The organism is Priestia sp. LL-8, assembly GCF_036227845.1.
In the GTDB taxonomy this organism is placed as follows: Bacteria; Bacillota; Bacilli; order Bacillales; family Bacillaceae_H; genus Priestia; species Priestia zanthoxyli.
In genome coordinates, this window is the sequence record NZ_JAZAQH010000001.1 from 2,078,084 (window position 1) to 2,091,427 (window position 13,344).

The window sequence follows — 13,344 nt, forward strand, 5'->3', positions numbered from 1 at the left end:
CTATAAATAGAAGAAAGGAGAGAATAAAATGGCAAAATTTCGTTTGTATGCCGTATTAAATGTAGTAGGTTTGGCTATTACACTACTTGTGAATTATTTAGCAAATGCTATTCCAATAGGAGGAAAAACAACGGCAGAGGCTTCTGCACAAGTTCCTACGTTGTTTACACCAGCCGGTTATGCCTTTGCTATCTGGGGCGTTATTTATTTATTATTAACCATTTGGGTTATACGTCAATTTTTTGCAAGAGAAGATCAAAAGGAGATATACGCACGTATAGGCATTTGGTTTTTCCTAAACTGTTTGTTGAACAGTGCATGGATTTTTATTTTCCAAAACGATTACTATAAGTTATCACTTTTAGTTATGTTCTTTATTTTGGGTACATTAATGGTTGTGTATTCCATCATTCAGCATTCTCGGATGACAACATGGTTCATGCGTCTGCCGATTTCCCTTTATCTTGGCTGGATTTCCGTTGCGACTATTGTTAATGTGTTTGTCGTATTTCAAGCGAATGGAATAGAACATTTGCTTGGCTTAAACGAGTTAGCCTGGACGATTATTATGCTGCTAGTAGGGGCCGTGCTTGGCATTACATTCACATTAAAAAACCGAGACGCTGTTTATCCGCTTGTTTTTGTTTGGGCTTATATTGCCATTGCGGTAAAACAAAGTGGAAATCAGTCCATTGTAATCACGGTCATTATTTCAGTTGTTTTATTAGCAATTGCTATTATTGTAGGATTGATTAAGCGCTATAGACGTTTGTAAAAAGAAGCTCTAGCCTATATAAGCTAGAGCTTTTTATGATGCTCTTTTGATTGTAAAAAAGCAGCTGTAAAAGCAATTAAGCTAATTAAAATACCAAAAGGAACAACAATTGGTATGAATGATAAAATAAATGTCATAAGTGTAACCTCCATGTTGCATCGGTGCGTAATGAAAAATTCAACTTTTTTAAATTGAAGTCCCGTTATTATAGTATGCTAGGCTCTTGGTTTGGAGCCTATATGTTTAGAAATAAATGAAAAAGGCAACATACGTTACATATAGGTTATATAGGAGGAGTTAAAATGGAAACATATATAGTCGCTTACACAGATAAAGATACTATGGAGTATAAACAAGTGACGTGCGAGAGTTATGAAGATGCAGAGCGTACGGTTCTTCGGTTAGAAAGAGAAGGGCATATGCATATTGAAGAAATATCAAATCAGGAAGCCTACCGTGGAGATGAATCATCGTACAGAGAATAATTGTTGAATAAAAAGATCGAACCTAAAATGAAGAAGCCGCTGCTTCTTCATTTTTTTATATAAATATCATTTTATACAAAAAAGTAAAACGGGAATGATTTTCTTCTGCATTTATGGTACAGTACTAATCAGGTGAGTTTTGAGTTTAGAAGAGGAGAGAGTAACATTATATGAGTAAAGGAAATCAGTGGTCTTCACGCCTCGGTTTTATTTTAGCATCTGCTGGGGCAGCAATTGGTCTAGGAGCGATATGGAAATTTCCATACGTAACGGGAACCAGTGGCGGTGGAGCATTTTTTGCGTTGTTTATTTTATTTACAATTTTTATTGGATTGCCGCTTCTGCTGGCAGAATTTATCATTGGAAGACATACGGGAAAAGAAGCAATTAGTGCTTATAAGGCAATTGCCCCGAAGTCCGCTTGGGTATGGATTGGCAGGCTGGGAGTAGTCAGCTGTGTCGTATTGCTTTCCTTTTACAGCGTCGTTGGCGGCTGGGTGATTTTATATACGATTATGAGCGTAACCGGCATGCTAAGCGGAAAAGAGTATGGTCCGCTATTTAATGCTGTCATTAGTCAACCTTATGTAGTATTAGGTGCACAGGCGCTGTTTTTATTAATTACAGTGTTTGTTATTTCAAAAGGCGTACAAAAAGGAATAGAGCGTGCTAATAAATATATGATGCCGCTGTTATTTATCTGTTTTATCATTATTGTTGTGCGCTCTTTAACATTGGACGGAGCTATGGACGGAGTAAAGTTCTTTTTAAAACCGGATTTTTCAGCCATTACAGGGTCATCTATTCTCTATGCGCTCGGTCAGTCGTTTTTCTCGCTTTGCGTGGGATTATCCTGCATGGTGACATATAGCTCTTATTTAGGGAAAAAAGTAAGCTTGACGCGTTCTGCAGGCACCATTGCTATTTTAAACTTGTTTGTTTCGCTGCTGGCGGGCTTGGCTATTTTTCCAGCTGTTTTTTCGTTCGGATTAAAGCCAACTGAAGGACCTGGACTTTTGTTTGTGGTCTTGCCAACAGTATTTGAGAAAATGCCGTTTGGCACCGTCTTTTTAGCACTGTTTTTAATTTTATTCCTATTTGCTACGCTTACGTCTGCTTTTTCACTGCTGGAAATTATCGTAGCTGCTTTAACCAAAGACGATCAGACAAAACGAACTCGCTACGCTTCTTTATCAGGGATTCTTGTGTTCGTAGTAGGTATCCCATCAGCGCTTTCGTTTGGTGTACTAAAACATGTCTCACTTTTTGGCAGAAGTATATTTGACGTAGCTGACTTTTTTGTGAGCAACTTAATGCTGCCTCTTGGAAGTTTAGCCATTGCGATTTTTGTGACATTTAAAATGAAAAAAGAAGCCGTGTATGAAGAGTTTATTTCAGGAAGTACAAAAGGCGCTAAATTATTCAACGCATGGTTCTTTCTAGTTAAATACGTATTACCTATTATTATTATAGCTGTTCTATTAAGCTTACTTGTTGCATATTAAAAAAAGCACTCATCTGAGTGCTTTTTTTTATTTTGCAAAAACGTGATTTCCGATCGTGATCGTAACCTGTTTTTGGCGAAGCCACTGATCACTTGTTTTATCTGGATTAAAGAAGAATAACGAACCTTTTCCTTGACCTCTAAAAGCTAGAGCTTCATTTACAGCTTTCTTCGCTTCAGCATCGGCTGCTTTATTAATTTCACCGTTTTGTACAGGTGTAAACTGCGTACCCTGGTAAATGACATCGTGGATAGAGTCTGGGAAAGAATCGCTATCTACGCGGTTTAAGACGACTGTTGCTACAGCCACTTTGCCAGCGTAAGGTTCGCCTTTTGCTTCAGCTTGTACAAGGCGAGCTAACAGATCTTTATCACTTTCGCTAATAGAGTTAGGGATTGTTAATGTTTCATTTGCATTAATAGAGTCGGTAGATTTGTGATTCGCTTCTTTTAACTGTTTAACCGTAACCCCGTATTCAGCGCCAATCTTGTAAAGAGTCTCTCCGGATTTTACGCGATGAGTTGTTTCAGCGGCATTTGCCCCGTGATTCATGCCAAACATAGGAATTGCTAGTGCTCCGATAATTGCTAGTTTCTTAAACATAAAGTAAGTACCTCCTGAAATCCTTTTGAACGCCCCTTTTATCATGGATCGGTACGTGCTGTGCACCGAACTTTATATGTACGTTTCAAAGATTAACAGGTGTCAATACATCTTGTCACTGCTTAAAACATACCAATCTAGGAAGATATTATAATAGTTAACAGATAATTTGAAAAATACGTTGACTGATAATAAAGGAGTGAATTATAATGAACGAGTAAATAGTTAACCGTTTAACTGGAGAGATTTTATGGGAGAAAAGATAACGATTCGTGATGTAGCAAAGCATGCAGGGGTGTCTGCAGCTTCAGTATCTTACGTCTTAAACGGAATTAACAAAGTATCCGATGAAACAAAAGAGCGAATTTTAACAGCGGTAAAAGAATTAAACTACGAACCAAATTTAACCGCCGTTAGTCTTTCAAAGCAAAAGTCTAATATGATTGGCGTTATGTTTCCACTTACGGACGATTCACTTTCTACTATATTTAAAGATAACCATTATTACAGCGAAATGATTAGTGGAATTGAATATGTAATACGTAAGCATGGTTATGATCTAGTCATATCCGGAGTGAGTAGCCCAGCTGATTGCTTAAAATGGATTCGGACGAGAAATATTGATGGTCTTCTGTTTTTAGGAGCCTTCCCGCATCGATTATATGAAAAAATGAAAGCGTTATCGAATCCGATTGTGTTAGTAGATACATATGAAAAGTACGAACGTGACTATCATCATATTTCGGTAGACGATGAGTATGGAGGATATCTCGCTACAAAACATTTAGTGAATTTTGGGCACCAAAAAATTGCTTTTGTCGCGCACCATCTCGTCAATAGTCCAGTTGATAAGAAGCGGTATATAGGCTACGAGAAAGCATTAAAAGAAGCGGGCATTACACCGTCCAGGGCATTTGTTTTTGAAGTGAACGAAAGCTCATTTGATAACGGATACAATTTAGGAAACAAACTGCTGCAAGATCATAAGGATATTCAGGCGGTTTTTGCATCCTCTGATACGCTGGCGCTTGGAATTATGAAAGCGCTACAAGAAAAAGGGAAAAGAATTCCGCAAGACTATTCAATTGTAGGGTTTGACGACATCACGTTTAGCAGCTATGCATCTCCAAGTCTAACAACCATTCGTCAAGATGTATTTAACAAAGGAGTGGTAGCCGCAACGTCTGTTATTCAAGCAATTGAACACCGTTTCAACACGCTGCAGCATGTAAAATTATCGGTTGAACTTGTTATTCGAGATTCGACTGCTAAGCGCGGGTGAACCACAGTAAGTTAACCGGTTAACCAAAGTTTAGCATTTATAAAAAAAGGGGATATAAGTTAGCATTCACAAAAAAAGGGGATATGAAAATGATTAATGTTACAGTATGGAATGAAAATCGTCATGAACAGAAAAATCCGGTTGTAAGAGAAATTTACGCTGAAGGCATTCACGGTGCCATCGCTTCTTTTTTAGAAGAAGGAGGGTTTCGTACGCACACCGCCACATTAGACGAAGTAGAACACGGGTTGACTGAAGAAGTATTAAATCAAACGGATGTTTTAGTATGGTGGGGTCATTTAGCACATGACGAAGTAAAAGACGACATCGTTGAGAAAGTAAAGCAGCGGGTGCTAGACGGTATGGGGCTTATTGTCTTACACTCAGGTCACTTTTCTAAAATTTTTAAAGAGTTAATGGGCACAAGCTGCGACTTAAAATGGCGTGAAGCAGATGAAAAAGAGCGCTTGTGGGTAGTAGAACCGAGCCATCCGATTGTCGAAGGTATTGGTGAATTTATCGAGCTTGAGCGCGAAGAAATGTATGGAGAGCACTTTGATATTCCAGCACCTGATGAACTGATTTTCACGAGCTGGTTTGAAGGCGGAGAAATTTTCAGAAGCGGCTGCACGTACAAACGTGGAAACGGAAAAGTATTTTATTTCAGACCTGGCCATGAAACATATCCAACATACCATAACAAAGACATTCAGCGTGTCATTATGAATGCTATTAAATGGGCGAAGCCAGCAGAGAGAAAACGTCCTGTTTACGGCAATGCGCAACCGCTTGAATCAATCGCTGTTAAAAACTAATTAATCATGCTTAAGCAAAGGGGATAGGAAAGATGGCAAAAGTAAAAATTGGCGTTATTGGGTGCGGAAGCATTGCGCAACACCGTCACTTACCAGAATATAAGACGAATGAACAAGTAGAATTAGTAGCCGTTTGCGATATAAACACAGAACGTGCAAACAGCGTAGCGCAGCAGTACGGTGTAAAAGCTTACACAAACTATGAAGAGCTTTTAGCAAGCGGTACAGTGGAAGCAGTGAGCGTATGTACGCCCAACTATCTTCATGCGCCTATTTCGGTTGCAGCGTTAAACAGCGGAGTTCATGTCCTGTGTGAAAAGCCGATGGCAACATCAGAAGAAGAAGCGAAAGCAATGATTGAAGCAGCAAAAACAAACGGTAAAAAACTAATGATCGGACATAATCAGCGCTTTGTAGCTTCTCATCAAAAAGCTCGTGAACTTATTGAAAAAGGAGAAATCGGTAAAATTTATAGTTTCCGTACGGCTTTTGGCCACGGTGGTCCTGAAGGCTGGAGCGTGGACGGAAAAGAAAGCTGGTTCTTCAAAAAAGACGAAGCGTTTATTGGTGCTATGGGAGATTTAGGCGTTCATAAAACCGATATGCTTCGCTACATATTGAGCGAAGAAATTGTAGAAGTCGGTGCATTTGTGGAAAGCAATGCAAAAGACTTTGCAAATGTAGACGACAACGCTGTGTGTGTATTAAAAACGGAAAGCGGGATTATCGGGACGCTTGCGGCAAGCTGGGCTTACAATGGAAAAGAAGATAACTCCACGATTGTTTACGGAGAGAAAGGGATTCTTCGTTTAGAGGACGATCCGACGTATTCATTAGTTGCCCAATATGCAACGGGTGAAGTGGTGAACTATGAATTAGGAAAGATCCAGTCGAACGATGAAGGCGGACAAAGTAATTCTCACGTCATTGAACAATTTGTAGATGCAGTTGCAGAAGACAAAGAATCTCCTGTTCCTGGTGAAGAAGGATTCAAATCACTTGCTGTTATTTTAGCAGCTTTAAAATCAAGTCAAACGAAACAAATTACGCGCGTGTAAGAGGTGAAAAACGTGAGAATTGGCATAATCGGAGCAGGAGGGATTGCTGTAAGCAGGCATATCCCGGCATTCAAACAACTGGGTGATGAATGTGTGATTTGGGGGCTTAGCGATATTAATAGTGAAAGAGCCACAGAGGTAGCCAATGAGCATAATATCCCTCACGTATTTGTTGATTACAAAGATATGTTTAAAGAAGTGGATGCTGTATGTATTTGTACACCGAATAAATTTCACGCCGAGTTTGCAGTAGAAGCGCTAAAAGCAGGCGTTCACGTCCTATGTGAAAAGCCAATGGCGATGTCTAAAGAGCAAGGTGAAGAAATGCTTGCTGCTGCTAGAGAATCAGGTAAGCAATTAGCGATTGCGTATCATTACCGATTCATGAAAGAAGCGCAGGCTGCGAAAAAAATGATGACAGAGGTAGGGCGCCCATTAGTTGCACGTGTCAGAGCAATGCGTCGTCGAAAGGTTCCCGGTTGGGGGGTATTTACGAACAAAGATCTTCAAGGGGGAGGCAGCTTAATTGATTACGGCTGCCATTTGCTTGATTTAACGCTTTGGCTAATGGGAAACCCAAAGCATACTGAAGTATTGGGGAGTACATATAATGATCTGAGTAAAACGCCTAACCAATTAAATCAATGGGGAGCATTTGACCATGAAACATTCAGCGTGGATGATCATGTAACGGCCTATATTAAATTTGAAAATGGAGCGTCGCTTCTTTTAGAAACTTCTTGGGCTGCTAATATCGAAGATGATGAAGAACACGTAAGCATATCAGGGGTAGAGGGCGGTTTAAGCGTGTTTCCGTTTGAACTATACACATCTAAAAACGGTATGCTCCTGAATAGTACATCACCTTGGATAGATGGAGAAGATGATTACAGCCTGAGTCAGGCTAAAAATTTCGTTGAAGCGTGTAAAGGAAATGCTGAATTAGTGGTAAAGCCACAAGAAGCGCTTCAAGTCTCAGCTATTATTGATGAAATATATCGCACAGGGGGAAATTAAAATGAAACTTGGAGTATTCACGGTCTTATTTGCGGATCTTTCTTTTGAAGAGATGTTAGATAAAGTAAAAGCAGCAGGTCTTCATGCTGTTGAAATCGGAACGGGCGGCTATCCGGGAAACAGCCATTGTCCGCTAGATGAGCTGCTTGAAGATGAAGAAAAAAGAGAAGCATATATGAAGCAGATAAAAGACCGCGGACTTACAATCAGCGCATTTAGCTGCCACGGCAATCCTATTTCACCTGAGGCAAGTTTTGCAAAAGAATCTGACGAAACGCTTCGCAAGACCATCCAACTAGCATCATTAGTTGATGTTCCAGTGGTTAACTGCTTTTCTGGAACAGCAGGAGATCACGAAGAAGCGAAGTACCCAAACTGGCCTGTTACTCCTTGGCCTAACGAGTATGGAGACGTATTGAATTGGCAGTGGGAAAATAAGCTTGTTCCTTATTGGAAAGAAATTGGAGAACTAGCAGAGGAGCATAATGTAAAAATTGGTTTAGAACTTCACGGTGGATTTCTAGTTCATACTCCGTATACGCTCCTAAAGCTTCGCGAAAAAACAAGTCCAGCGATTGGTGCTAACCTTGATCCAAGTCATTTATGGTGGCAAGGAATTGATCCGGTAGGAGCTATTAAAATTTTAGCAAAAGAAAATGCGATTCATCATTTCCATGCAAAGGATACGTACTTGGACCAAGATAATATTAACATGTATGGACTGACGGATATGCAGCCATACGGAGAAGTCCAAACGCGTGCATGGACGTTTAGATCCGTAGGGTGCGGACATGATGTAAAAGAGTGGTCTGATATGATGAGTGCACTTCGCACATACGGATACGATTATGTAGTGAGCATTGAACACGAAGATCCAATCATGTCGATTGAAGAAGGGTTTAAACGCGCGGTTACAAACTTACAAAGTGTATTAATTGAAGAAACTCCCTCACAAATGTGGTGGGCGTAAGTAAAAAGAAGCATCTCTAAAAAAGAGTTGCTTCTTTTATTTTCGTTGATAAATTATTTGCTTTCTGTTCACCTAAATTTCGATACAAACGGGTGATTGGTAACCCAAAAGCGCCAAGGGTAATCCTTCGCTTCACCAGAATTATCAATGCCAACGCGAGGTCCGGCGGAAATTGCTGAAGGAGTGAAGCCACGAGCAATATAAAGAGGAGGGGTGGTTAAATCATGGCCGTACAAATCCATTGAAACCCCTAGTGCTTTTGTTAGTTTCCCAGGACCGTTTGTCCAATTTATTTCATTTTCCATCCCTCGACGTCTAGTTTTCATCAAATCTTTTCCGCTAAATGGCTCAATAGCTCGAATGAGGACGCCTTCTGGACAATCGATATCGCTGCTTACAACATTGAGTAAACAATGTGTATGCATTGTATGGGTATAGGCATGACCAGGAGGACCGAACATTACCTCTGTTCTTTTTGTGCGCCGGTTGTTAAAGCTATGAGCTGCTCGGTCGAAAGGTCCTTTATAAGCCTCGGTTTCTACAATAAAACCAGATGCAGTTCCTTCTGGCGTTTCATGAATAAGAAGACACCCTAACAGCGACTGAGCTAGTTCAAGCGTAGGCTGTTGATAAACGGAAAGAGGAAGTGGTTCAATCGCTAAAAGAGAACGCGTCATTTGCTGTAGTCCATCCTTTCAAAGCAGAGTTGTTCACGCTGTTATGCGCATCTTTTATTATGATGTTTTCTTTATGATTTTGCAAAGGGAGGGACTGGTTAATACAAGTAATCTTTCTTCCCCCCTTTTCAAGTATTTATCATGATTCAACTTACTCTATGAAATCATTTTATTTTAAAGAAAGGTTTCGTTTTGCGCGTGTAGGGGGAATATTTTACTACAATACTTTGCTTTTGCTGTTGGTATGATATACACATTTCATCCATATTTTACATGCTTTTAGTTTTAAAAAATAGTGATCCGTCTTTTCTTTATTTTCGTTCTACACATGAAAGCAAAATAAAAAGATTGAATTGTAGAAAGTTCTTTATAAATGGAGATAAAGAAAAAATATCCTTCAAAGAGTATTTAAGGGATTTTAGAACATATTAAAAATAAAATTTATATACTGTGAGGAATAGCTATGAACATCCACTTTGATACATTAACAGACTTATCAATTAAACATATTTTTGGGCCTGCATCTCAAACAATCACCCATCTCACATATCATTCAAAGCAAGTTCACGACGGATCCGTATTTTTTAGTATAAAAGGTGAAAATGAAGATGGACATCAATATATTAAAGAAGCTATATCTAGAGGAGCGGTAGCAGTATTTGGGACAAGCGTTGAGCAGCTTCGTCTTTTAAGCACTCAGTATGCTCACTGTACGTTTTTAGCTGTTGACGACGTCCGTAAAGTAATGGCATCTTTTTCTAAAATGTATTTTGATTATACAGATGAAAAAATTGAGACAATTGGCGTTACAGGTACAAATGGTAAAACAACCGTAGCAGCTTACGTAAGGTCGCTTTTAACTCTTTTAAAATTGCCGACAGGGTCGATTGGAACGACCGGCATTTGGTCATCAAAGCAAAAGTTAGTTTATAAAAAAAGTACGCCTACAACGCCGGAATCGGTAGACTTGCATAAAATTTTTTATGATTTGTATACAAGAGGCGATGAAGCGGCAGTGATGGAAGTATCTTCAATTGCGATTGATCAGCAGCGAGTAGAAAATATTTATTTTGATGTAGCCATTCACACAAACTTATCGGAAGAGCATTTAGAGTATCATAAAACGTTTGAGCACTATAAAAAATGCAAGATGAAATTATTTCAACAGGCCAAACATGCCGTTATTAATATAGATGATCAGGACATGGGTAAAGACTTAAGCAGGGTATTTGAAGGACCTAAAGTCACGTATAGTTTATTAAATAATGCGGAAGCAACTCTGCAAGCAAAAAACATTATTGTCAAAGAAGGAGGCTCTTTCTTTGATTTACTTTATAAAGGACAGTCATACAAAGTAGCAGTGCCTGTATATGGCGATTACAACATTGCCAACGTGTTAGCAGCCGTCGGTACAGCCCTTCACTTTGAATACCACATTGAAGATATTATTAGCGTGCTTCCTCAATTGGAAAGTCCAGAAGGGCGCTTTCAAGTGATAGAAGGTCCAAATAACCAAAAAGTGATCTTAGACTATGCCCATACGCCTGTTGCTCTTACTCGTTTGGTCGAAGAAGTAAAAAAAATGGAGTACAACCAGCTGATTGTCATGATTGCAGGGATCGGCATTCGAGATTTTAACAAAATGTCTAAAATGGCGCGCACCATTGAAGGAAAAGCTGATGAAATTATCGTAACGGTTGATCATCCAGGTCATCATGATCCGAATATAATCGTAGATCAAGTGATGACAGGTTTTTCGAATCCGAGCGCAAGCAATATTCACCGCGCCCCTACTCGAACGGAAGGAGTATTAAAGTCGCTTTCTTTAGGAAAGCCGAATGATATTATTTTACTTACAAGCGGCTGTATTAACGGCGCTCAGCTTGTAAAAGGAAAGGAAATTCCGCATTCAGACGAAGAAATTATTGCCTCTTATTATGCGTCTTTAAGCAATATTTCTTAACACTCATCTTTATTTATTGAACGTAGAAAAAGTGAAACACCATACGAAAGAAGGTCTCTTACTATTTTTAGAGACCTTCTTTTTTTGCATTAAAACTATAGGCTGTTTTCTCGCTGTGTTTTTGGTTCATCAATTTTTACGTCATGTTCTTTAGCCAGCTTTTTAATAGCTGCATTATAATCGCGTATGCCTTTTCGTGCTTCATCAAGCATAGCGTTTGCCTCAGCAATAAGGTTGCGATCCTGCTTTTCTAAAGCGCTGACAATTTTAATGAAAGCATTGTACTGGGTATTGGCAGCTTTTATATAGCCTTCATGAACCTTTCGAAGCTCGTCGGTTTCCACCTCGATATTTTCTAGTTCGTCAACAAATTTACGATAGGTAGGAATAACCTCACTCGTCATCGTATCATACATAACAGCGTCACTTGTGTAGTTAGCGCCTGTAACAGAATCGTATGCGTCAATCGCTTCTTTTTCAAGCTGAGCGGCTTTTTTTAACTCTTGATTGTTATAGTCGATTAAATCATCTTGAACAGGGTCACTAAAGCAGGCTGATAATAAAAACAAAAGAGGGACAAGACAAAATAAAACTTTCTTCAACGAATTTCACCTCCGTTTAACAATGTATGAAATACCTGCTTGGCAAAGTCGGTTTTAATGAATGGAGAAAAAGAAGAGAGGATATAAAAGGATTTTTGAAGGTCGACAGTGAATCTATTCACTAGTCGGTTTGTAGTTGACTACCCCTTAGTAAGAGGAAGGAAGAGAAGATGATTAAAATAAAAAGAGATCACTTAACGAACAATGAAGTTATTGAATTAGTAAGTTCACACCTTCAAGGAATGAACTTACATTCGCCGCCTGAAAGTATTCATGCTCTAGATATTGAAAGCTTAAAACAACAGGACATTACGTTTTGGAGCGTGTGGGAAGGCAGTCAGCTAGCAGGATGCGGGGCTATAAAAGAGCTAGATGAGCATCACGGAGAAATTAAATCGATGCGAACAGCCACGGCTCATTTGCGGAAAGGAATTGCTAGAGAGCTGCTGCAGTACATAATAAATGAAGCACAAAAACGAGGGTACCGACGCTTAAGCTTAGAAACAGGATCCGCACCCGCTTTTGAACCGGCTAGAAAGCTATACGCCAGTTTTGGATTTTACGAGTGCGAACCGTTTTCCACCTACAAAGAAGATCCATACAGTGTATTTATGACAAAGAAATTGAATGATTAAACAAGGCTGGGGCAAAAGTAGTTTCGTTGAAGGAAAATCCGAACGAGGAATTGAGATTCTTGATGGAGAATCAAACTCGTTCGGATTTTTTCATGGTAATGGTGGTAGGTTTCATGTATCCCATTTGTTCGTCTTTAGATTGGATTCATTTCGTTAAGTCACAATCTCTTTGTTTTTTATTTTGTCACGATTCATATAAAAAGGTATAAACTAGGTTTTCTCACTAGACAAAAGGGTTTTTCCTATGTAGTATAGGTGACAGATAATACAAAACGAATGTTCAGTATAAATAATAAATGTGCGGGGCGGTGGAAAAAGCTTGAATAAAAAAAAGCTTCAAAGTGAACAAACCAAAAGAAAAGTGGCAGATGCTGCTAAAGCATTATTTTCTCAAAAAGGCTATAAAGCTACGTCTATTGAGGATATTGTAGAAGCTACAGGAAGCAGTAAAGGGAATATTTATTATCACTTTAAAAGTAAAGAAGGACTTTTTCTTTATTTAATAGACGAATGGGACCTTGAGTGGGAGAGAAACTGGAAAGAAAGAGAGTCTCTTTACAAAACAACAAGAGATAAGCTTTTTGGAATTGCTGAGCAAATCATTTTAGATGATTTGAATCATCCTCTTACAAAAGCCGCCGATGAGTTTTTTAACAATGAGGAAAAGGGAAGCGATATCGAAGAGCGAATTGATGAAATGGTGAAACGGCACGTGGAGTTTAACCGCGAACTTTTGCAAAAAGGCATCGATGAAGGTGAGTTTTCTCATAAAAATGCAGAGCAGCTTGCAGTGATTTTAGAAGGGCTGTTTGTTGGAATGAGCCGCATGTCTCGAAAAACGAGTACGGAAAATGCCATGCAGCTTTATCATTCAGCGATCGATGTATTTTTAAACGGAATTATAGTAAGGTCTTCTTAAATAATTGGGGATACTTATTTTAGCAATGAGTAATCCCT

General features: G+C 39.1%; 14 protein-coding genes. 11 read left to right on the forward strand and 3 right to left on the reverse strand.

All coding sequences use genetic code 11. The features are described from left to right. Positions 1-28: 28 nt before the first annotated feature. The 3 genes from U9R83_RS10525 (at position 29) to U9R83_RS10535 (ending at position 2,765) form a co-directional block, all read left to right on the forward strand. Positions 29-775, forward strand: coding sequence for a TspO/MBR family protein (locus tag U9R83_RS10525; protein ID WP_115653752.1), 747 nt, complete (start codon positions 29-31; stop codon positions 773-775). 302 nt (positions 776-1,077) lie between these two features. Continuing rightward, positions 1,078-1,260 carry a hypothetical protein gene (locus tag U9R83_RS10530; protein WP_014460305.1) on the forward strand — a complete coding sequence of 61 codons (183 nt, stop codon included), beginning with the start codon at positions 1,078-1,080 and terminating at the stop codon, positions 1,258-1,260. 170 nt (positions 1,261-1,430) lie between these two features. Beyond that, positions 1,431-2,765 carry a sodium-dependent transporter gene (locus tag U9R83_RS10535; RefSeq protein WP_014460304.1) on the forward strand — a complete coding sequence of 445 codons (1,335 nt, stop codon included), beginning with the start codon at positions 1,431-1,433 and terminating at the stop codon, positions 2,763-2,765. 27 nt (positions 2,766-2,792) lie between these two features. Here the strand turns inward: U9R83_RS10535 and U9R83_RS10540 are convergent, their stop codons facing one another. After that, positions 2,793-3,368: a cell wall hydrolase gene (locus U9R83_RS10540; protein ID WP_014460303.1), complete on the reverse strand. Its 576-nt coding sequence runs from the start codon at positions 3,366-3,368 to the stop codon at positions 2,793-2,795. Positions 3,369-3,618: 250 nt separating this feature from the next. On the opposite strand from U9R83_RS10540, the gene U9R83_RS10545 reads away from it, so the two are divergent. From U9R83_RS10545 to U9R83_RS10565, 5 genes are all read left to right on the forward strand, one after another. Beyond that, a complete protein-coding gene (locus U9R83_RS10545) occupies positions 3,619-4,650 on the forward strand; it encodes a LacI family DNA-binding transcriptional regulator (RefSeq protein ID WP_140450788.1) in 1,032 nt (343 codons plus the stop codon). A gap of 89 nt (positions 4,651-4,739) precedes the next feature. Next, the gene (locus tag U9R83_RS10550) at positions 4,740-5,465 is read left to right on the forward strand and encodes a ThuA domain-containing protein (RefSeq protein ID WP_042992142.1); all 726 of its coding nucleotides are present in this window, start codon (positions 4,740-4,742) and stop codon (positions 5,463-5,465) included. Between the two features lie 32 nt (positions 5,466-5,497). Continuing rightward, positions 5,498-6,523, forward strand: a complete 1,026-nt coding sequence (locus U9R83_RS10555; protein ID WP_328575223.1) for a Gfo/Idh/MocA family protein — start codon at positions 5,498-5,500, stop codon at positions 6,521-6,523. Between the two features lie 12 nt (positions 6,524-6,535). Beyond that, positions 6,536-7,540, forward strand: a complete 1,005-nt coding sequence (locus U9R83_RS10560; RefSeq protein WP_115653757.1) for a Gfo/Idh/MocA family protein — start codon at positions 6,536-6,538, stop codon at positions 7,538-7,540. A 1-nt stretch (position 7,541) separates the two neighbouring features. After that, entirely contained in the window at positions 7,542-8,510 is a 969-nt protein-coding gene (locus tag U9R83_RS10565; protein ID WP_013082974.1) for a sugar phosphate isomerase/epimerase family protein, read from the forward strand. Between the two features lie 68 nt (positions 8,511-8,578). Here the strand turns inward: U9R83_RS10565 and U9R83_RS10570 are convergent, their stop codons facing one another. Then, positions 8,579-9,187, reverse strand: coding sequence for a DNA-3-methyladenine glycosylase (locus tag U9R83_RS10570; RefSeq protein WP_115653758.1), 609 nt, complete (start codon positions 9,185-9,187; stop codon positions 8,579-8,581). A gap of 463 nt (positions 9,188-9,650) precedes the next feature. Between U9R83_RS10570 and U9R83_RS10575 the strand changes: the two genes are divergently transcribed. Then, the gene (locus tag U9R83_RS10575) at positions 9,651-11,150 is read left to right on the forward strand and encodes a UDP-N-acetylmuramoyl-L-alanyl-D-glutamate--2,6-diaminopimelate ligase (protein ID WP_328575224.1); all 1,500 of its coding nucleotides are present in this window, start codon (positions 9,651-9,653) and stop codon (positions 11,148-11,150) included. 95 nt (positions 11,151-11,245) lie between these two features. Here U9R83_RS10575 and U9R83_RS10580 read toward each other — a convergent pair whose 3' ends face one another. Then, a complete protein-coding gene (locus U9R83_RS10580) occupies positions 11,246-11,752 on the reverse strand; it encodes a hypothetical protein (RefSeq protein ID WP_014460295.1) in 507 nt (168 codons plus the stop codon). Positions 11,753-11,922: 170 nt separating this feature from the next. Between U9R83_RS10580 and U9R83_RS10585 the strand changes: the two genes are divergently transcribed. Both U9R83_RS10585 and U9R83_RS10590 read left to right on the forward strand, forming a co-directional pair. Continuing rightward, on the forward strand, positions 11,923-12,387 hold the full coding sequence (locus tag U9R83_RS10585; RefSeq protein WP_442956736.1) for a GNAT family N-acetyltransferase: 465 nt from the start codon (positions 11,923-11,925) through the stop codon (positions 12,385-12,387). 319 nt (positions 12,388-12,706) lie between these two features. Beyond that, positions 12,707-13,306 carry a TetR/AcrR family transcriptional regulator gene (locus tag U9R83_RS10590; RefSeq protein WP_014460292.1) on the forward strand — a complete coding sequence of 200 codons (600 nt, stop codon included), beginning with the start codon at positions 12,707-12,709 and terminating at the stop codon, positions 13,304-13,306. The last annotated feature ends 38 nt before the right edge of the window (positions 13,307-13,344 follow it).